General features: G+C 49.7%; 15 protein-coding genes. 10 read left to right on the top strand and 5 right to left on the bottom strand.

The genetic code is table 11. From position 1 onward, the window contains the following. Positions 1-11: 11 nt before the first annotated feature. From FCL47_RS07930 to FCL47_RS07920, 3 genes are all read right to left on the bottom strand, one after another. The gene (locus FCL47_RS07930; protein WP_167496411.1) at positions 12-572 is read right to left on the bottom strand and encodes a lactate utilization protein; all 561 of its coding nucleotides are present in this window, start codon (positions 570-572) and stop codon (positions 12-14) included. Positions 573-1,044: 472 nt separating this feature from the next. Next, positions 1,045-2,484 (bottom strand): sigma-54 dependent transcriptional regulator, encoded by a 1,440-nt coding sequence (locus tag FCL47_RS07925; protein ID WP_136812944.1) that lies wholly within the window; start codon positions 2,482-2,484, stop codon positions 1,045-1,047. Beyond that, complete coding sequence (locus FCL47_RS07920) at positions 2,477-5,155, bottom strand: ABC transporter substrate binding protein (RefSeq protein WP_136812943.1); 2,679 nt, start codon at positions 5,153-5,155, stop codon at positions 2,477-2,479. Before FCL47_RS07920 ends, FCL47_RS07925 begins: the two co-directional genes overlap by 8 nt. 307 nt (positions 5,156-5,462) lie before the next feature. On the opposite strand from FCL47_RS07920, the gene FCL47_RS07915 reads away from it, so the two are divergent. Both FCL47_RS07915 and FCL47_RS07910 read left to right on the top strand, forming a co-directional pair. Beyond that, entirely contained in the window at positions 5,463-6,515 is a 1,053-nt protein-coding gene (locus FCL47_RS07915; RefSeq protein WP_136812942.1) for an adenylate/guanylate cyclase domain-containing protein, read from the top strand. A gap of 74 nt (positions 6,516-6,589) precedes the next feature. Beyond that, positions 6,590-7,870 carry a DUF401 family protein gene (locus tag FCL47_RS07910; protein ID WP_136812941.1) on the top strand — a complete coding sequence of 427 codons (1,281 nt, stop codon included), beginning with the start codon at positions 6,590-6,592 and terminating at the stop codon, positions 7,868-7,870. A gap of 104 nt (positions 7,871-7,974) precedes the next feature. Here FCL47_RS07910 and FCL47_RS07905 read toward each other — a convergent pair whose 3' ends face one another. Both FCL47_RS07905 and FCL47_RS07900 read right to left on the bottom strand, forming a co-directional pair. Then, positions 7,975-8,325 (bottom strand): cupin domain-containing protein, encoded by a 351-nt coding sequence (locus FCL47_RS07905; protein WP_136812940.1) that lies wholly within the window; start codon positions 8,323-8,325, stop codon positions 7,975-7,977. Between the two features lie 84 nt (positions 8,326-8,409). Then, positions 8,410-9,303: a DMT family transporter gene (locus tag FCL47_RS07900; protein WP_136812939.1), complete on the bottom strand. Its 894-nt coding sequence runs from the start codon at positions 9,301-9,303 to the stop codon at positions 8,410-8,412. A gap of 479 nt (positions 9,304-9,782) precedes the next feature. On the opposite strand from FCL47_RS07900, the gene FCL47_RS07895 reads away from it, so the two are divergent. From FCL47_RS07895 to FCL47_RS07860, 8 genes are all read left to right on the top strand, one after another. After that, positions 9,783-10,766 (top strand): dihydroorotate dehydrogenase-like protein, encoded by a 984-nt coding sequence (locus tag FCL47_RS07895; protein WP_136812938.1) that lies wholly within the window; start codon positions 9,783-9,785, stop codon positions 10,764-10,766. Between the two features lie 89 nt (positions 10,767-10,855). Beyond that, positions 10,856-12,178, top strand: a complete 1,323-nt coding sequence (rsxC, locus tag FCL47_RS07890; RefSeq protein ID WP_136812937.1) for an electron transport complex subunit RsxC — start codon at positions 10,856-10,858, stop codon at positions 12,176-12,178. 190 nt (positions 12,179-12,368) lie between these two features. Then, positions 12,369-13,436, top strand: a complete 1,068-nt coding sequence (locus tag FCL47_RS07885; protein ID WP_240744175.1) for an RnfABCDGE type electron transport complex subunit D — start codon at positions 12,369-12,371, stop codon at positions 13,434-13,436. Further along, a complete protein-coding gene (locus FCL47_RS07880) occupies positions 13,433-14,329 on the top strand; it encodes an FMN-binding protein (protein WP_136812936.1) in 897 nt (298 codons plus the stop codon). The genes FCL47_RS07885 and FCL47_RS07880 overlap by 4 nt, the downstream gene beginning before the upstream one ends. A 21-nt stretch (positions 14,330-14,350) precedes the next feature. Continuing rightward, entirely contained in the window at positions 14,351-14,971 is a 621-nt protein-coding gene (gene rsxE / locus FCL47_RS07875; RefSeq protein WP_136812935.1) for an electron transport complex subunit RsxE, read from the top strand. Then, positions 14,968-15,909, top strand: a complete 942-nt coding sequence (locus FCL47_RS07870) for an electron transport complex protein RnfA (protein WP_136812934.1) — start codon at positions 14,968-14,970, stop codon at positions 15,907-15,909. The genes rsxE and FCL47_RS07870 overlap by 4 nt, the downstream gene beginning before the upstream one ends. Before the next feature lie 89 nt (positions 15,910-15,998). Next, positions 15,999-16,874 carry an RnfABCDGE type electron transport complex subunit B gene (rnfB, locus tag FCL47_RS07865; RefSeq protein WP_136812933.1) on the top strand — a complete coding sequence of 292 codons (876 nt, stop codon included), beginning with the start codon at positions 15,999-16,001 and terminating at the stop codon, positions 16,872-16,874. Positions 16,875-16,897: 23 nt separating this feature from the next. Further along, positions 16,898-17,935, top strand: a complete 1,038-nt coding sequence (locus FCL47_RS07860) for an FAD:protein FMN transferase (protein WP_136812932.1) — start codon at positions 16,898-16,900, stop codon at positions 17,933-17,935. Positions 17,936-17,963 lie beyond the last annotated feature (28 nt).

Here is a 17,963-nt window from a genome sequence, read left to right as displayed (position 1 = left end):
TCGTTCCTTAATCAGTTTTCCATTAAATCACTGGAGATGCCTGCAACCAGCAGAATATGCACTTCCCGGGGGCCGTGGCAGCCGATGGTCAGCACCCGTTCAATATCTGCGGTACGGCTGGGGCCGGTGATGTAGGCGATAAATTTCGGTTCATTTCCCTGGTGAAAGGCGGTCATTGGCTCGACTGCTGCCAGATTGTCTCGGAGGATTTTCGTCGGATCGACCAGGATAAAATGCATTTCCGGCAAAGTTGTGGCAAGGCGCATCTCCTCGTCGGTGCTGTCAAGAACTACCGTGCCGGTGTCGGCCAGGCAGAAATTACAAAAGGTAATTCCGGCTCCGGGAAGTTCGCCTGCATTTCTGAATTTTCCGGTAAAGACGTCAGCGCCGGCCTCTGACAAAAGTGCCCGCAGATGATGTCGTTTCACAAGAGATGTTTCAGGGACAAGAGTGTTGCCTTTGGCCGTGTCTTTAATATACGTGACAGCGTCTTGGAGAGTGTTCATTCGCAGAACCTCTGCGCCGACACGTTTGGCGGCCTCGATAAAACGTTCGGTGATATTGTCTGTCATGGACTTTCCCATATGGAGAGTTGATGACGTCGTAAAAATTTCTTAAGTCTGATTTCTACGAGTTCGTCGCGATTGATGTTGCAGGTCTTTTGGTGCATTGCTCCAGACAAACAATAGCAACAGTTGTGCCATTTGGCAGTAAATTGATGTTTATGCGTTAAATATCAATGAGTTGTTGCTTTTGTGGTGATGTTTATGCGAGACTGGAATGGTGTTGTCTGAAAAAAAAGACATTTTCTCGGGCTGATGGCCGGCTGTTTTGCGGTCGTTGCCAGTTTTATGGCTGATGGTGCAGCTGTAAGGTGCAGATAATATGAGTATATATGCAGCAGGTAGTCATTGTCCGAAAAATAAGACGAACCGGCTGGAATCAGCTGGTTTTGCTCGGTGCTACTTTTGTGATCCGCCAATACATTTCGTCATCATTCTGTAAACATAGCATTTAATGACTCGTCCGGAAAAAAGGACAAGCTCACAGGGACAGCTTGTGTTTGTTGAGAAGGGCATAGAAATGGGACCGGGACAATCCGGACACATGCATTATTTTCTGAATATTGCCGTCACACTGGCGGATCAGCTCGCCGAGGTAGGTTTTTTCTGCCGTATTTTTAAACTCTTTGAGTGGCAGAAGGGGGCTGTCGAAGATATCTTCAAATATTTTTTGGCCCACCGTCTGGATGAGAGGATTCGATCTGTCACCTGCCGGTTCACTGATCCCGGTGCTGGCAAGATGGGAGATCTGGGCTTTGGCAACCTGTATCCGCAAGCTTCTCGGCAGATGCATGGCATATAACGTTTTTTCGTCTCCGGCATCTATTACTGCCCGCTCGAGAATGTTGAACAGTTCGCGGACATTGCCGGGCCAGTTATATTCCGTCAGCGTCGGGATAAAATCTTCACCGAATTTCTTGCATTTCACGCCAAATTTTCGGCACAGCTGCTCAACGCTCACGGTCGCCAGTTGCTGGATATCTCCGGTTCGCTGCCTGAGCGGGGGCAGATGAATGTGTACGGTGTTGATTCGGAACTGGAGATCGTTGCGAAAGTGTCCACTTGCAACTAATTCGTCAAGATTTCGATTGGTTGCGGCAATGAGTCGAAAATTGCTTTTCTGCTCTTTGACCGCGCCCACTGGCCGGAATTGTCTTTCCTGAAAAACCCGCAGAAAGATTTTCTGGGTCGACAGGGGCATTTCGCTAACCTCGTCAAGAAACAGTGTGCCTCCATCCGCCGCTTTAATAAGCCCCTGCCGATCAAACTGAGCGTCGGTGAACGATCCCTTCAGGTGACCGAAAAGAGTCGATTCGACCAGGGTTTCGGTGAGTGACGTGCAGTCAACTACCACGAAATTTCCCGAGGCACGATTGCTGTTCCGGTGAATGATGCCGGCAAATAATTCTTTTCCGGTGCCGGTTTCGCCGGTTATCAGCACATTGGCATCCGACCGTGCGGCCTTGGCGGTGAGATCAAGGCATCCCTTCATTTCCGCACAACTGCCGACCACTCCTTCCAGGGAAAGTTCCTCCTTGGCGATGGTACCTTTTTTTTCCTGTCGGTATTTGAGAGCTCTGTTGAGAGTGAGGGTAATGTCTCGAATGGAGGTGGGCTTGACAAGATAATCCCACACCCCGCCCTGTATTGCCAGCTCCGCGCCGTCCGGATTGCCTTTCCCGGTCAGGATGATAACCTCGGGAGGATCGTTTCCGGCGATCAGGGCAGGGAGGATGTCGAGTCCGTTGCCATCGGGCAGGCAGACGTCAAGAAAAACCACATCATAGCCGCTCTGCCGGGCTAAACGCAGACCTTCTTTAGCGGTGTGGGCCATGTCGGCATTATAGGAAAGCCGCGTGACCAGGCTGACCATTGTTTCACAGGCTTCAACATCATCGTCGATTATAAGGATCTCAGGCATGATTGTTTCCGTTTTGCAGAATCTCACGGATTCCGTCCATAAGGTCTTTCTTATGATATGGTTTGATAATCACCCGGTGGATATTCGGGTATTCTCCCGCCGCAATGCGTGCATCATCCCTGCCGGAGATGAGTATGACCGGCAGTTCAGGGAGCAGGCCGGCCAACTGGATGCCACTCATGACCGGCATATCGAAATCGGTGATAAGCAGGTCAAACTTGTAGCTGCCGGCAGAGACCAGACGCAACGCTGCTTTCGGTTCGCGCAGCGCGGTGACATGAAACCCCATTTCCTCCAGCAGGCGGGGGGTTGTCTGCAGCTGATCCTCGTCGTCTTCGACAAAAAGGATATGGCCGCCGATCCGGTCGATGCCGTCTGGACTGCTGGAGACGATATCGGCACAGGCTTCTGCTTCCGGGAGAAGAATTGTAAACGTTGCTCCTGCTCCTTCGCTGGAATGTACTCGAATCGATCCTTGATGACCTTTGATAATACCATGGACAACTGCCAGTCCAAGGCCGGTTCCTTCGGCTTTACTCTTGGTCGAAAAGAACGGGTCGAATATTTTATCCTGTATTTCCGGACTGATACCAGGCCCATTGTCCGTCACCGTGAGTTTGATGCAGGGAGTGGTTGTAGCTTGACCGGATCCAGGTATCCCTTTTTCGTCAACCACATGGGCAAGAGCGATATCGATTGTACCTCCGGTCGTCCGCAGGGCATGGAAGGCGTTGGTGCACAGATTGAGAATCGCCTGGTGCATCTGGGTGGGGTCGGCATGGACGAAGAAATTCCTGCCCGGTGCAGCATGACTGCGCACGGTGATACTGGCCGGCATGGACGCCTCCATCAGCTGGACAACTTCCTGAACCACCCGGTTCAGGTCTGTCGGTCGAAACCCTTCCTTGGAGGGACGACTGAAAGATAGTATCTGCTGGACAACTCTGCCGCCTCGCCTTGCCGCCTTGAGAACCCTGGCGAGGTCAGCTTCTGTCCGACTGCCGGCGGCGACATCGCCGATAGCAAGCTCCGTTGAATTGATGATTGAGGTGAGAATATTGTTAAAATCATGGGCAATACCACCGGCAAGGGTACCGATTGCCTCCATTTTTTGTGACTGAAGGAGCTGCTTTTCCAGGTTTTGTTCCTTGGTGATATTTTCTGCAGTGGTGAGAATCCCCACTATCCGGTCACTCTGGTCCTTCAGTGGTACCTTATTGACTTCAATCCAGGCATCACCCCCGTTTATATCGCGGACCTTTCGGCGAATTTTGCGGAATGGTTCCTTTTGGGCAACAACGGAGGTATCGGCGTTTGTCGACCATTCACTATAGAGGTTGTCTCGCAGGAGTTCCCCGGTATTTTTACCGACGACCTGGAGGATGTCCCTGATACCGAAAAAATCCATAAATGCCTGGTTGGCACCAAGGTATTTCCCTTCCGCATCTTTCCAGGAGACGAGCTGCGGGATGCTGTCCATCAAGGTCTCCTGAAATGCCAGTTGATCGGTTATTTTTCGTTCTACCTTACGGCGCTCAAGCATTGCACCTACCATTGACACCAGGGCAAGAAAGAGGATGACAAAACTGACCATCATGGTCCAGAAAAGTTCTTTGGAAAGAGAATAGATGGCTTTTGGGGTATTGATTATCCTGCTGTTTGGCGGGAGGAGCTTCTGATTGATGCCGAGTTTTTCCATCACCTTGTAATCAAAAAGATACATTCCTCCTTCGGGCTGTCGTATGATCGGGATATCGTCGGCTTTCGTCCCGTCGAGGATTTGCAGGGCCATCTTACCGGCCGTTTTGCCGTCTTCTATTCCCGAAAGAACCCTGCCTCCGACAGTGCCGTAGCCGACCAGAAATTCCCAGGAGGAGTATATGGGGACGGAACTGTGTTTATAGATGGCTTCCGTTACTTCTTCTGCCGTGTAAAATCGGCCATTGATTGACTGGTAATACGGGGCGATAAATAAAAAAGTGTCAGTTGGCAGTTCACTCACTCTTTTCTGCGTCTCCTCAAGGCTCAGTTCTGTCCAGAACTCAATCTGCAGCCCCAGATTATTTGTCTTGAGTAATTTTTCAGCCTGGTGCCGAATCGCGGTGCCGGTGGTAGAGTTGTCAATAAGAAAAACAAGTCGATCTTTCTCAGGGTGCAATGTCTTGGCCACCTTGAGGGTATCAATAAAATCATAGACTTCGACAATCCCGGTAATATTGCCTGCAGCAATTTCCGAATCCTTGAGGTCGTTTACCCCGCAGAACACCACTGGAATGTTTTTGAACAGATCGTGCCGGTGATGGTTTACAAAATTTAAGGCATCATTGTCGGAGAGGACAATGACGTCAAAAGCCTCATGCTTGAATTTTTCTTTATACAACGCGTACAGATTTTTGGAGATAAGGTCGTAATTGTATTTTTTTGCATCCATATATTCGATCTGCAGATCCACTTTATAGTGGCTCTGGTTCAAGACGGTACGGATTCCTTCTAACAGTCCGTCCGACCAGTGGTAGCCATTATGGTACGAGTTGAGGTAGAGAACGGTTTTTTTCTCCTGGTCGGCACGACTCGGTGATGGCAGCGCCAGGAAGGCGAGAACGGTAACAATACAGATCAGGGAGAAAAAAAGAGTGGTCCGGGGTGTCAGTGAACCGTGATTTGTAATCATAGTACTCATATTGGGTCAGTCATCAATCTTGGGTGAAAAGAATATATTACCTTTATTGTAAGGCAAAAGCAAAAAGGATGGCGCCATTCCTGTTGTTTACCTAAAGCAGATCCGGATTAAGGAGGCAAAGTCTGCCTGGTTCCCTTTTCTCTGGGGGAACTATCGGACGCTGCGGGGAGACATTTGACTTCCTGCAGGCTGCTTTGCTACTATGAAGTATCTTTGGTGGCTGGCCTTCTTTGATCTTGCTGCCGGGTACAGTTCCTGAAAATTTTTTACGACGCCATTTTATAAAGGTTTTTCCGCCATGCATCTCGACCTGAAGCACAATTATTCACGCCTGAAAATGTTTCTTGTCGTGTCCATACTCGTTGCCTGTACTCTCTGTTTAATGCAATTTGTCGATGTTTTTCTTGGCGTTGATGCAAGTCTTCTCCCCTTTGACCCGGAAAAACAGTACAGTCCACTGCCGACAGTGGTCATGGTTCTGGTTATCCTCTTTCACACCATATTCCCCGGCATCATTATTCTGGAAGAAGGTCCGGTCAAGGGGACTATCTATACCGTTGTCTCCTGGTTTTTCTACGGGGTGCTTGTGCATTCCTATACCTCGAGTTATTCATTGTACCTCCCTTTGACGGCTCCCCTGATCGGTTGCATGGTTTCTATAATACGGGTGCTTGCCTGGGAGCACAGTTTTGTGACAGAAGAAAAAGAGACCATCAGAAAAACGCTGGGCTCGCTCGTTGAGCCGAGTGTCGCTGATTATCTTCTCAAAAACCCAGACCTGCTCAAGCAGGATGGGGAACGAAAGACGGTGACAATCATGTTTGCCGATCTTCGCGGCTTCACCAAACTGTGTGAAGTGATTGCCCCTGAACATGTAATTGCCATGCTCCGCGACTGTTTCGGCAAGCTCATCTCGATCGTGCGAACCAATGGTGGCACGATTGATAAACTTGTCGGTGATTCTATGATGGTTGTCTGGGGCAATCCGGTTCCCCTTGAAAATCACGCTGAAAAGGCCGTCGAAGCCGCTATTGAAATGCAGGCAATGATGAACAGCCTGAAAAAGAAATGGCAGCAGAAGCTCGGGGTTGATATCATGCTGGGCATCGGCATAAACACCGATGAAGTGGTGGCCGGTACTATCGGTTCGGAAGAGTTTTGTGACTATACGGTGCTCGGCTGCGGGGTTAATCTCGCCTCTAGGCTTGAGTCCATCTGCCCCGGCGGTTTAATCTATGTATCAAAAAAAACCCACTCAATCCTTGACGGCACTTTCGAATTTCAGGAACTGGATGAACAGAAAGACAAAAATAATTGTGGTATGTCAGGAGTGTATAAGGTCATTGCCTGAAAATCACGCTCTCTGATGTATCTCATGTGCTTTTGTGCCGCATACATTGCACATTCTCTTTGTGGGTATGATTTATGGAAATTATGACAATTGCCCTGCCTTTTGTAAAGGTGATCGGGGCGTTCTGTCTCATGTTGATTGGTATCAGAAACAAGTTGGGGCTGGCCCTGTCCATCTTGCTGGGCGGGCTGTTCATGGGGCTTGTTTTTGGTCTTTCTGTCCCGGTACTTCTGCAGACCGGCGTCATGGCGCTGGTGCAGGAAAAGTTCCTCTTTCTTGTTGGCATTGTTGGCTCTATACTCATTCTTTCCGACGCCCTGGAGCGATCGGGGCAGTCCGCCCGACTTATGACCGCCCTGTCCGGTTACCTCGTTCGACCGCGTTTACGGCTGATATTCTTTCCGGCACTGATTGGTCTTCTGCCAATGCCCGGCGGGGCGATTTTCTCGGCACCCATGGTGAAGGCGGTGAGCGCCGATATGACCCTCGGCAATGAAGACAGGGTGGTGATCAATTACTGGTTCCGGCATGTCTGGGAGATGGCCTGGCCGCTCTATCCCGGTATTATTTTGACTGTTGCTCTGGCCGATATTCCCATCACCGCGCTTATTTCCAGGTCCTGGCCGGGGGTTGCGGCAATGTTTGGTATTGGCTGGTTCTTTTTTCTCAGGGGCGGGGTGTTGCATGCAGATGTCGTGCCGGGCGAAGCGAGACCTGACAAAGGGGGGCGAACCACGGTGTTAAGGGAAGGACTCCCCCTGTTTATCGCTATTGTCGGGGCGATAGGACTGGAGTCGCTGCTGGCCAGGTTTGCTCCCCATATTTCCTTTGAATGGGGGGTCATTGTCGCTCTCGTCGGAGCCATCATCTGCATCATCGCCCAAAATCAACTCGGATCAGGTTTGCTCTTCTCCGTCCTGAAAAAAAAGAGCCTCTGGACCATGCTCATGGTTATTGCGGCGATTTTTATTTTCAAGGATCTGATGCAGGCGGCGGGAATTGTTCAGGCCATGGCGGCCAGCGCCGGAGGCGGGGTTGCCCTGTTTGCCGCGGCTGTTTTCTTACCATTTCTGGTAGGGATGGTGGCGGGGATAAACGTCGCTTTTGTCGGCGCGACGTTTCCACTGCTCATTGGTCTGCTGCACTCTCTTGGCATGGCAGATAAGCTGGTTCCCTATCTTGTTCTCGGATCCTTTTCCGGATTTACCGGAGTGATGATCTCTCCCATTCATATCTGTTTTGTACTCACCTGCAATTACTTTGAAACAGACCTGGGCCGGGCCTGGCGTAGAATCATCGCCCCGTCAATCTGTTTCGGACTGTCGGGGGTGCTGCTTTTCTGGGTACTATTATAAGGCAAGGAGTGGAAGGGGACAAAAATTCTGGATGGCTGTGGGGGAAAAATCGACCTGATGCCCATGCGCCGCAGGGGCATCAGGTCGATGGGATGGTTTACGTATTAGATTTCAGAAACACCTGAAGGGATTAAACAGATGAAAACGAAATCTTCGCCACCTCCGTTCATGAACTGGTGCTCTTCATCGCCGGGAATGAAAACCACTGTGCCGCTGGTGACCTGTCGCCATTCGCCGTTTTGATAAACCTGCCCTTTGCCGGAATGGACAAAAATTTCGTGCTCCCATTTATGGGCGTGTCTGGGGGTAAAACCACCCGGGGCGACGGTGAAAACCCGCATGCAAAAGTTGTCGGCCGCGTCTTCTTTGCCGATGACGACTCTGCCGGTGACACCTTTTGCTGTCTCGTTATCAAATTTGTGGGACGGGGAATCTTTATAATCGACGATTTTCATAATAATCACTTTGCGTATAGGGGAGAAAACGGATAATAACCTACTGTTATAAATAATAGAGCGAAATTCAGATTATGCAACTGTTTAGCGTGGAGGCCGGGAGGCCTTGCCGGTCAGGCCCATATATATGGCCGCCAGGGTGATAAGGAGTCCTAGCCAGTTGAGGGTGTCGGTAGGTCGATTAAACAGCAGAACATCCCAGATAAAAGCCAGAGAGGGCTGGAGAAGCAAAATCAACCCCGCATGGGAAGCACGCATCTTGGGCAGAGCATGGGCGATGAGGACCCAGCCGACTGTCTGGCTGAACAGGCCAAGACCGAGCAGGGCAGAGAGGCTTTTGTAGTTGGGAATTGTAAATGAATCGCCGGCGTGGAGCATTTTTATGCCGAGGAAAAAGGCGCAGGTGACCGATACAATCATAAGGGTAGAAAACAGGGAATGGGTATCCCGGGATCTGATTTTTCTCAGACTGAGAAGAAAGGCGGTGTAGCATGCCGCAGTAAGCAGCCCAAAATAAATGCCTGTTTTATAATTGTTTGTCAGGGTATTCCAGTGTATACCGACGATCAGCAAAAGGCCGAGTATTGCCAGAGGGAGGGCCGCGAAAAATCTCGGGCGGCTTTTTTCGCCCAAAAAAAGTATTCCTGCGGCGGCGAGAAAAAAAACCTGGAAGTTGCCGAGAAGCGTCGCGAGGCCCGGACCTATATACATGATGCTTTCATGCCAGAAAAAAAGGTCAAGCGCAAAGACGAAACCACAAAAGGTGATAAGAAGCCATTCGGCTCGAGTGAGTTTCTTGAAACCCTTCACCCAGTAGGTGGCACCAAAAAGAAATACCGCGCCAAAAAACACCCGGTAGAAACCCGAAGCAGTGGGGGAGACATCCGCCAGTTTAACAAAAATTCCCGAAAAACTAATGAGAAAGGCACCGCAAAGCACCTGAAATGTTGGAAGTTGCCGGAGCTGGGTGATGAGCATTGTTGGCGATAGAGAGGAAGGGAAACTGTTGGCGGCTCAAGCCACGGAAGAGTCGGTTTCGATGACAGTGTCGCTCGTTGCATAGTTACGCACTGCTAACATAATGGGCTTTATAAAATTGTGCACCGAATATAAAGGGTCGGATGCATTTGCTGTGATGGGACGCCTGATGACGCGAACGCATGCACAACAAGTTGGGCGGGGAGCGACTGTTGTGCGGCGTTCAAAAAAACTAATACAAATATAATGAAAATTTTATGTGTTGTAAATACATATAGATAGGCATTTATTGATGATTTATTGCTGAAATGATGTTGAATTTTTGGGGAAATTTAGTATTGCTGTCACTTTGATTTTGTCGAGAATCGATTGATTCCCGCTGCCGCGAGGCACAATACGCACAATCATTTGCCCAGCGAGGCATTTTGAGTCTTGTTTGCCAGGCAGAATATATTTTTATGGAGAACACCTCAGACGATATGAATGATTTATCAACGAAGTATCTTGGGCTGGATTTGAAAAATCCGTTGATTATCGGCAGTTGCGGGTTTACGAATTCGGTTGGTAAGATCAAGGAACTCGCGGACCATGGTGCGGGTGCAATTGTGCTGAAGTCTCTTTTCGAGGAACAGATCCAGGCCGAGTTGTCGGCAAACCTTGAAAATTATAATGCAGATTACCCCGGGGCGACGGATTATATTCGTGAATATACCAGGGGCAATGAGGTCGATGAATATCTGCAGCTCATCTCCGGGGCGAAAGAGATGGTTGATATTCCGATAATAGCGAGTATCAACTGTGTCTCGGCGAGCGAGTGGGTTTCCTTTGCTCAATCCATTGAGCAACAAGGTGCGGATGCCATAGAACTGAATATCTCTCTGCTGCCTTCCAATCCAAAAATGACCAGCGCTGACAATGAGAAGAAGTATCTGGAGATTATCGCTGCGGTCAGTGATATGGTGTCAATACCACTCACCCTGAAAATGAGTCCCTATTCTGCTTCCCTGGCCAATCTTATACAGAAATTGAGCTGGACCGACAGGGTCGCAGGTTTTGTCCTGTTCAACCGGTATTATTCCCCTGATATAGATATACAGAAGATGGTGGTCAAGTCAGCCAATGTCTTGAGTAGTCCGGCTGAAGGGATTGGGCCCCTGCGGTGGATTGCCCTTATGTCCGGATTGATTGAAAAGGATCTGGTGGCATCAACGGGGATTCATGACAGTGAAGGGCTGATCAAGCAGCTTCTGGCAGGTGCAACAGCCGTACAGATTGTCTCAACGGTATACAAAAACGGTGCAGGTCAGATTGCGACGATATTACAGGGGCTTGAAACATGGATGGAACAAAATTCGTTTTCCAGTCTGGCCGATTTTCGAGGCAAACTGAGTTACCAGCAGGCAACCGAGCCGGCTGTCTTTGAGAGGACTCAATTTATGAAATATTACGGGGGATTGTCCTGATCGGCCAATCCTGGTCAGAGATCAAATGTCGCTGCAGGTATGCACAGAGCGGCATTTTTCCTGCAAATTAATTAAATTATCAAATAGATATGACATCGTTGCTGACATTTCCCATAGGTGGGGTTCATCCGCCTGAACGTAAAACCCAGACGCAGGGCTTGGCTGTTGAAGTGATGCCCGTTCCTGACGAACTTGAAATCTTTCTCGGCCAGCATATTGGTGCTCCGTGTACCCCGACTGTCGCCAAACGCGATGCGGTGGTCGAGGGTGCGGTTATCGGTGAGGTAAAGAAGGGCCTTGGGGTACCTCTCCATGCCCCGGTCGCCGGTAAGATTAAAAATCTGGCAATGTCCGCCCATCCTATTCGAGTAACGAGCCCGTCTATTACCATTGAAGTGGACAAAGAAGCAGAACCTGTTCAATATCAGTGGGTTGACTGGCACAATATGTCAGGTCCCGAGCTGCTGGGCAAGATACACGATGCCGGTATTGTCGGCATCGGTGGCGCCGGCTTTCCGACCCATGTCAAGCTCAGTCCACCGGCCAACTCCCCGGTTGATACCCTGGTGCTCAATGGCGCAGAATGTGAGCCCTATATCACCGCCGACCATCGGCAGATGCTGGAAAACTCAGCAGAGATAGTCGAAGGGGCTAAGATCATCCTCAAGGTTCTCAACATCAGTAAATGCCATATTGGTATTGAAAACAATAAACCAGATGCTATCCGAGAGATGAGCCAGGCTGCTCAGGATGCATCCGGTGCGAACTGCACCATTAAAATTGAGCCTCTGCAGGTCAAGTACCCCCAAGGATCGGAAAAACAATTGATCCAGGCGGTTACCGGCAGGAAAGTCCCGGCGATGGCACTGCCGTCGGCAGTCGGTGTCGTTGTGCAGAATGTGGCTACGGCCAAGGCCATCTACGATGCCGTGGTATACGGCAAGCCGCTCTATGAAAAAATTGTCACTATTGCCGGAAAAGGTATTGCCAGACCTGCCAATCTGCAGGTAAAGATAGGTACAAAAATAAGCGATATCGTTAACTATCTTGGTGGCTTGCAGCCGGGTCTCAGTAAGGTCATTATGGGCGGACCGATGATGGGGTTTGCCATCTCGAACCTGGATGTTCCGGTAACGAAAACCACGTCGGCAGTTCTTTTTTTAACGGAAGACGAAATCGATACCAGACCGCATTCGCAGTGCATCCGCTGTGGCTGGTGTCTTGACGCCTGCCCGATGGGGCTTGAGCCCAAAGAGATTGGAATTTATGTGGAAGCGAAACGGGCGGAGGATACCGCACAGTTCGGCGTCTTTGATTGCTTTGAATGTGGTTCATGCGCTTATGTGTGCCCGGCCAAACGACCGCTGGTGCAGTTTGTGCGAATGGCCAAGATGAAAGCGAAAAGAGCATAGTAGCAGAGAACAGTTTGATCATCGTGTAGGAATATGAAATTGAGAGTGGCGAAGTAGGTAACTGCGGACCGGGCACATTTTTATCTGGCTTGGAAAGTTTTTTACGACGCCATCACCGTTTGCTTTTTGAAGAGAGAGTTGGCCCTGTTCACAGGGTGTATGCATTAATCAGGATGTATTGAGGAGAGTCGTGAGCAATCAGCAAGCTTCAGACGACCAGACAACTGCACCAGCAGGCCTGTGGAAGGTTTCCATTTCGCCGCATTTGAAGAGCAGTGAGTCGGTTGAGAAAATTATGTGGACGGTTGTGGCCTGCCTTGTGCCGCCACTGATTTTGTCGGTTTTCGTGTTCGGCATTCAGACGCTTTTAATCACAGCCGTTTCCGTTATCAGCTGTGTGGTCGTTGAGGCCGTAAGCCAGAAGGCGCTGGGCCGTACAGTGACCATAAAAGACGGCAGTGCCGTTCTTACCGGCATGCTGCTGGCCTTTGTCATTCCGCCGGGCGTTTCGCCGCTGCTGCCTATCCTGGCGGCGGTATTTGCCATCTATATCGGCAAGCACCTGCTGGGCGGTATCGGTTATAACTTCTTTAATCCCGCTCTGTTAGGCCGCGCCTTTCTGCTGGCTTCTTTTCCGGTGGCGATGACCTCTGCCTGGTTGTCTCCGATAGATATTTCCGGCGACGGGTATGGCATCTTTTCCTACTTCAGCAGTTCAGTCGACGCGGTGTCCACGGCAACGCCGCTGGCCGTTTTGAAAGAACATGGCATGGCGGCTTTTATCGATAAGTTTGGCAGTGGCGCAAGTCTGTATACCCATTTTTTTCTTGGCTGGCGGCCCGGATGCATTGGTGAAACCTCAGGTTTTCTGCTTGTCCTCGGTGGGCTCTATCTCATCTATCGCGGCTATATCACCTGGCATATTCCGGTTTCTCTGCTTGGCACCATTGCCGTACTGAGCTGGATATTCGGCGGCGAAAATTATTTCAGCGGTGACCCGCTGCTCGCCGTTCTCTCCGGAGGAGCCGTGCTTGGCGCCTTTTACATGGCTACCGATTATGTCACCAGTCCGACCACGAAAACATCGAAAATAGTATTTGGTATGTGTATCGGTGCCCTTACCGTTTTGATCAGATTGCGAGGCGGATACCCCGAAGGTATCTGTTATGCCATACTCCTGATGAACCCTCTCAGCACCGTTCTCGACAGTTGGTTTAAACCAAAGCGTTTTGCTCCGCCGGCAGGAGGTGTAAAATGAAAGATATGCTGACTATAGTTGTCCGGCTCACCATTTCCTGTCTGCTGGCTGCATCCGTCATGGGGGTGTGCTTTATCTTTACCAGTAACGCCAAAAAGCATAATGAACACGTCAAAGAGCAGCAGGTCATGTATGAACTGCTTGGCTACAAAAACGGTGCAAAGATACCGGAGTCGCTTGCCCTGCATGAGGTATACCGATATGTTATCAGCAGCAGCGAGAAGCAGTCGATCGGGTACCTGGTGCCCAAGGCATCCGGTAAAGAGGCAGGGTATGACTTTGTCAATATTGACCTGAATGGCGCCTTGCTGGAAAACAAAGCGGTAGCCCTGAGCGAAACCGAAGTGCTCGAAACAGAGACACGTAACAAGGCGGTTCAGCAGGCGGTCGGCGCCGGATATACCGCGAACTTTGCCGACCGGATCATTATCGTCACCGATAACGGGAAGCGGATTGCCTACCTGATCGGCGGCAAGTTCCAGGGTTTTAAAACCTTTGTCAACGTTATGCTGGCGGTCGATCCGAATTTTTCCCTGCTTGGCATGGAAATTCTCGAGCATGAGGAAGATCCCGGGCTTGGCGCGGAAATCGAGCAGGATTACTTTAAGAACCAGTTTAAGGGCAAACCTTTTGAGGCACTGAAAACCATCAATGTCGTCAAAGCGCCTATTCCTGACGATTATCTCAAGGCCTTGACCGGCAAACTGAGTGAAGCGGATATTCTCAAATTTCGCGAACAATACAAAGATAAAGATATTTATGCCCTTACCGGTGCGACCATTTCGTCTAAAGCCGTGAGCAATGGTGTCAAAGGCATTGTTCTGAAATTCGCTTACCGCATCAATGTCTTGGATAAGGTTCTGCGAGAACAGCAGCTCGCTGTATCGTTTTAATACTTGTAAGAGGAAGTCGACGTGGCAAATGACAAATCCAGCATGCAGCTGATAAGCAGAGGCATCTTGAGTGAAAACCCGATTTTCAAGCTGGCGCTCTCGATGTGTCCCGCCGTGGGTATTTCAACCACGGTGATGAACGGTCTCCTCCTGGGAATTGCAGTGCTCTTTGTGCAGGTTTTTTCCAGTGTGACGATATCGATCTTTAAAAACCTCATTCACCCGAGGATTCGCATCCCCACCTATACCTTGACCATTGCCACCTGGGTGACGGTGATTGATCTGGTGCTTGCGGCGTACCTGCCGGAAGCCTATGCCAAGATGGGGATTTTCGTCAAACTTATTGTGGCTTTTGCCATCATCACCATGCGGCTTGAGATGTTTGCCAGTAAAGAAAGCGTCAACGATTCGTTCTGGGACGGATTAGGTATGGGGCTTGGCTTTATGGTTGGTATGATGACCATCGGATTTGTCAGGGAACTGCTTGGCTCGGGGGCAATTTTCGGCTACGACGTCCTTGGCTTCAAACCCCTGCTTTTTTTCATTCTGCCCAGTGCCGGTTTTTTTGTTGTTGGCCTGATGATGGCCTTTTTCAACTGGATCGAAATTTTTTATAAACGCTCAAAAGGTTTGAAAAGATGAATCTTGCATACACCAGATATATCGTTCTGACGGCGTTGTTATTTCTGCTGGCTCCGATTTTTGCCAGGGCCGAGGGACTCGTTGTCAATCAGAAATTTATATCGGATAAAGAAATTCAGGTTACTTTCTCCGGGCCGGTTGATAAGGCTGTCACGGAGAATATCCAAAACTACACCATCTATGAAGAACCGGATCCGGACATCAGGCTGGAACTGAGCTCTGCCGTTTTGGCTGACGACGGGAAAAGTGTCACCCTATTCTTTAAGGAACCACTGAATACCGCCAAAACCCATGTGATCACGGTGCATGGCCTGGCCGGAATCGATAAAACCACTTTTACAGTCAGCAAGTCGTATCTCGGCTATCTGTTCGGTATTCTCATTTCGGCTCTACTGATCAATAACTTTGTCTTTACCAAGTATCTCGGTCTCTGTGTCTTTTTCGGTACCTCAAAGAAAAAAGATACCGCCAAAGGAATGGGCGTGGTCTTTACCATGGTCATGGTCGTTTCCGCCCTGATGAGCTGGTTCTTCTACAATTTTATCCTTATTCCTTTTGACCTGAATTTTCTGCAGATCGTGGTCTTTATCGGGCTGGTATCCTTGACGGTCCAGGCGGTTGACACGATTCTCAGGAAGGTCAACCCGATTCTGTTCAACTCATTCGGGGTATACCTTGTTCTGGTTATTGCCAACTGCGTTATTATTGCCGTGCCGCTGATTCTGGCCAATAATAATTATAACGTCTTTGAGACCTTTATGCTGGCGCTTGGCGCAGGTGGCGGATTTCTTCTGGCCCTGTATCTGATGAGTTCGGTGAGTGAACGTATGCAGCTGGCTAATATTCCCAAAACGTTTAAAGGGCTGCCGATTGCCTTTATTGTTGCAGGACAGTTTGCCATGGCCTTTCTAGGATTCTCCGGGCTGCAGTTATTTTAGTGCCTTGCTTCTCCAAAAGGCATTGACATGAATCCCGGCTGCTTCGCAGTTTGCCGGGTGGTAACATAGTATTAATTGAGAGTAAAAATATGGATCCGGCATTAGTAAAATTAGCATTAGGCGGTCTGGTTCTGCTCGGTTGCATTGGTCTGTTCTTTGGTATCGGCCTGGCCATTGCTGCCCACAAATTTGCAGTAGAAGTCAATCCGCTTATAGAAGAAGTTGTTGAGTCCCTGCCGCTTGCCCAGTGCGGTGGTTGCGGCTATCCAGGATGTGAAGGCTATGCCATTGCCGTGGTAAATGATCCTGATGTACCGCCAAACCTCTGTTTTCCTGGAAAGGAGAAGGTGGCCGCCAGGGTAGCTGAGCTGACCGGTAAAAAAATGACCGCTCTGGAAGACCAGGTCGCACTCGTTCGCTGCTCAAGAGTCGAAGGCCGGGTAAGCCATAAACACGAATATTACGGTTTTGCCTCCTGTACCGCGGCCAATCTCAGTTTCGGTGGGGCCTCAGCCTGTCAGTATGCGTGTATCGGCTTGGGAGAATGCGCCGAGGTCTGTCCCTTCGATGCAATAGACATGGTCGAGAATTTTCCGGTTATCAACCCCGATAAATGTGTCAGCTGCGGCGTTTGTGTTAAGACCTGTCCAAAACACATCATTGAGATTCAAACCTTGAAGGCGCGGGTTTATGTCCCCTGTTCGACCCAGGACCTTGGCAAGAATGTCAAGGCTGTCTGTGAAGTCGGCTGTATCGGCTGTAAAATGTGTGTTAAGGTATGTCCGGCAAATGCAGTTACCTATGAAGGCAATATTGTTAAAATTGATCATAAAGCCTGTATTGCCTACGGCCCAAGTTGTGAAACGGTCTGCGTGACCAAATGTCCCCGTAATATATTCAGACCCTATGCAGGTCGTCAGGCTATCTCCAGAAGCGTGGCCGATGGCCTGAAAATGGCTGGTTAATAATTTAAGATTTGGAAAAAGATATGAAAAATCCAGAGACTCCCTTTGATCAGAAAAGAAGATCGTTCCTGAAACTCTCCGGCTTGTTGGGACTTGGCGTCGCATCAGCTGCACTTCTGCCGGCTGAAAAGGCCGAAGCCTTATTCTTTGGTCCGAAGGAATACAAAGTAACAGAGACACGGCTGGCCATGGGGACCTTTGTGGCGATGACGGCAATTCATCCCTCGCGGGATGAAGCAGAACAGGCGATTGGCCTTGCCTTTGAGGAAATTGACCGTCTCAACGCCATGTTGACCCATTTCGAAAAAAGTTCGGCTGTCGGTTCTTTTAATGCCGCTGGGAAGATCGAACATGCACCGCAGGAAATGCTCGACCTGGTTGCTCGCTCGTTGTACTTCAATCAACAGACCGGCGGGGCCTTCGACATCACGGTTAAACCACTGGTCGACCTGTATAAAGACAGTTTCGCCAAAAGCCACCAACCTACCGAAGGCGAAATAGACCGGACCTTAAAGCTGGTCGGCAGCAACAATATTAACTTTCGCAGTGGGTCCCTGCAATTTGCCGGAAGCGGTATGGGCATTACCCTTGATGGTATTGCCAAAGGGTATATCGTCGATAAGGCCTCGGCTGTGCTGCGCGCCAATGGCGTCGCCAATCATCTTATCAATGCCGGGGGCGACATCCGCACCAGCGGTTTGGCTGCAAAGGGAAAAGCCTGGACTGTGGCAATTCAGGATCCGGCGAAAAGCAAGGAATATCCAGATGTCATTACCATGAAGGACGGGGCCATTGCCACTTCGGGCAATTACGAAATCTATTATGATAACGAGAAGATGTTCCATCATATCATTAACGGCAAAACCGGCCATTCACCGCATTTGTCAAGCAGCGTGACGGTCATGGCTCCGACGGTTATGGATGCCGACGCTCTGGCAACGTCTATTTTTGTCATGGAGCCTGCCGCCGGTGTTCAATTCATCAATAGCCAGCCTGAATATGAATGTTTTGTTATCGGTAAAGACGGTGAAATAAGCAAATCGAAAGGGTGGCTGGGGTAACGGAAAAAAGATTTGGATGGTGATTACC

Source organism: Desulfopila sp. IMCC35006 (assembly GCF_005116645.1).
Taxonomy (GTDB): Bacteria; Desulfobacterota; Desulfobulbia; order Desulfobulbales; family Desulfocapsaceae; genus Desulforhopalus_A.
Note: the sequence above shows the minus strand (reverse complement) of the source record. Positions and strands in the feature narration are given on the sequence as shown.

Excerpts from the sequence above, each read along its gene's own strand:
- FCL47_RS07860 (WP_136812932.1), top strand. The coding sequence starts at position 16,898 with ATGAAAAATCCAGAGACTCCCTTTGATCAGAAAAGAAGATCGTTCCTG.
- FCL47_RS07870 (WP_136812934.1), top strand. The coding sequence starts at position 14,968 with ATGAATCTTGCATACACCAGATATATCGTTCTGACGGCGTTGTTATTT.
- FCL47_RS07900 (WP_136812939.1), bottom strand. The coding sequence starts at position 9,303 with ATGCTCATCACCCAGCTCCGGCAACTTCCAACATTTCAGGTGCTTTGC.
- FCL47_RS07905 (WP_136812940.1), bottom strand. The coding sequence starts at position 8,325 with ATGAAAATCGTCGATTATAAAGATTCCCCGTCCCACAAATTTGATAAC.
- FCL47_RS07915 (WP_136812942.1), top strand. The coding sequence starts at position 5,463 with ATGCATCTCGACCTGAAGCACAATTATTCACGCCTGAAAATGTTTCTT.
- FCL47_RS07930 (WP_167496411.1), bottom strand. The coding sequence starts at position 572 with ATGACAGACAATATCACCGAACGTTTTATCGAGGCCGCCAAACGTGTC.
- rnfB (WP_136812933.1), top strand. The coding sequence starts at position 15,999 with ATGGATCCGGCATTAGTAAAATTAGCATTAGGCGGTCTGGTTCTGCTC.
- FCL47_RS07895 (WP_136812938.1), top strand. The coding sequence starts at position 9,783 with ATGAATGATTTATCAACGAAGTATCTTGGGCTGGATTTGAAAAATCCG.
- FCL47_RS07880 (WP_136812936.1), top strand. The coding sequence starts at position 13,433 with ATGAAAGATATGCTGACTATAGTTGTCCGGCTCACCATTTCCTGTCTG.
- rsxC (WP_136812937.1), top strand. The coding sequence starts at position 10,856 with ATGACATCGTTGCTGACATTTCCCATAGGTGGGGTTCATCCGCCTGAA.
- FCL47_RS07920 (WP_136812943.1), bottom strand. The coding sequence starts at position 5,155 with ATGATTACAAATCACGGTTCACTGACACCCCGGACCACTCTTTTTTTC.
- FCL47_RS07925 (WP_136812944.1), bottom strand. The coding sequence starts at position 2,484 with ATGCCTGAGATCCTTATAATCGACGATGATGTTGAAGCCTGTGAAACA.
- FCL47_RS07910 (WP_136812941.1), top strand. The coding sequence starts at position 6,590 with ATGGAAATTATGACAATTGCCCTGCCTTTTGTAAAGGTGATCGGGGCG.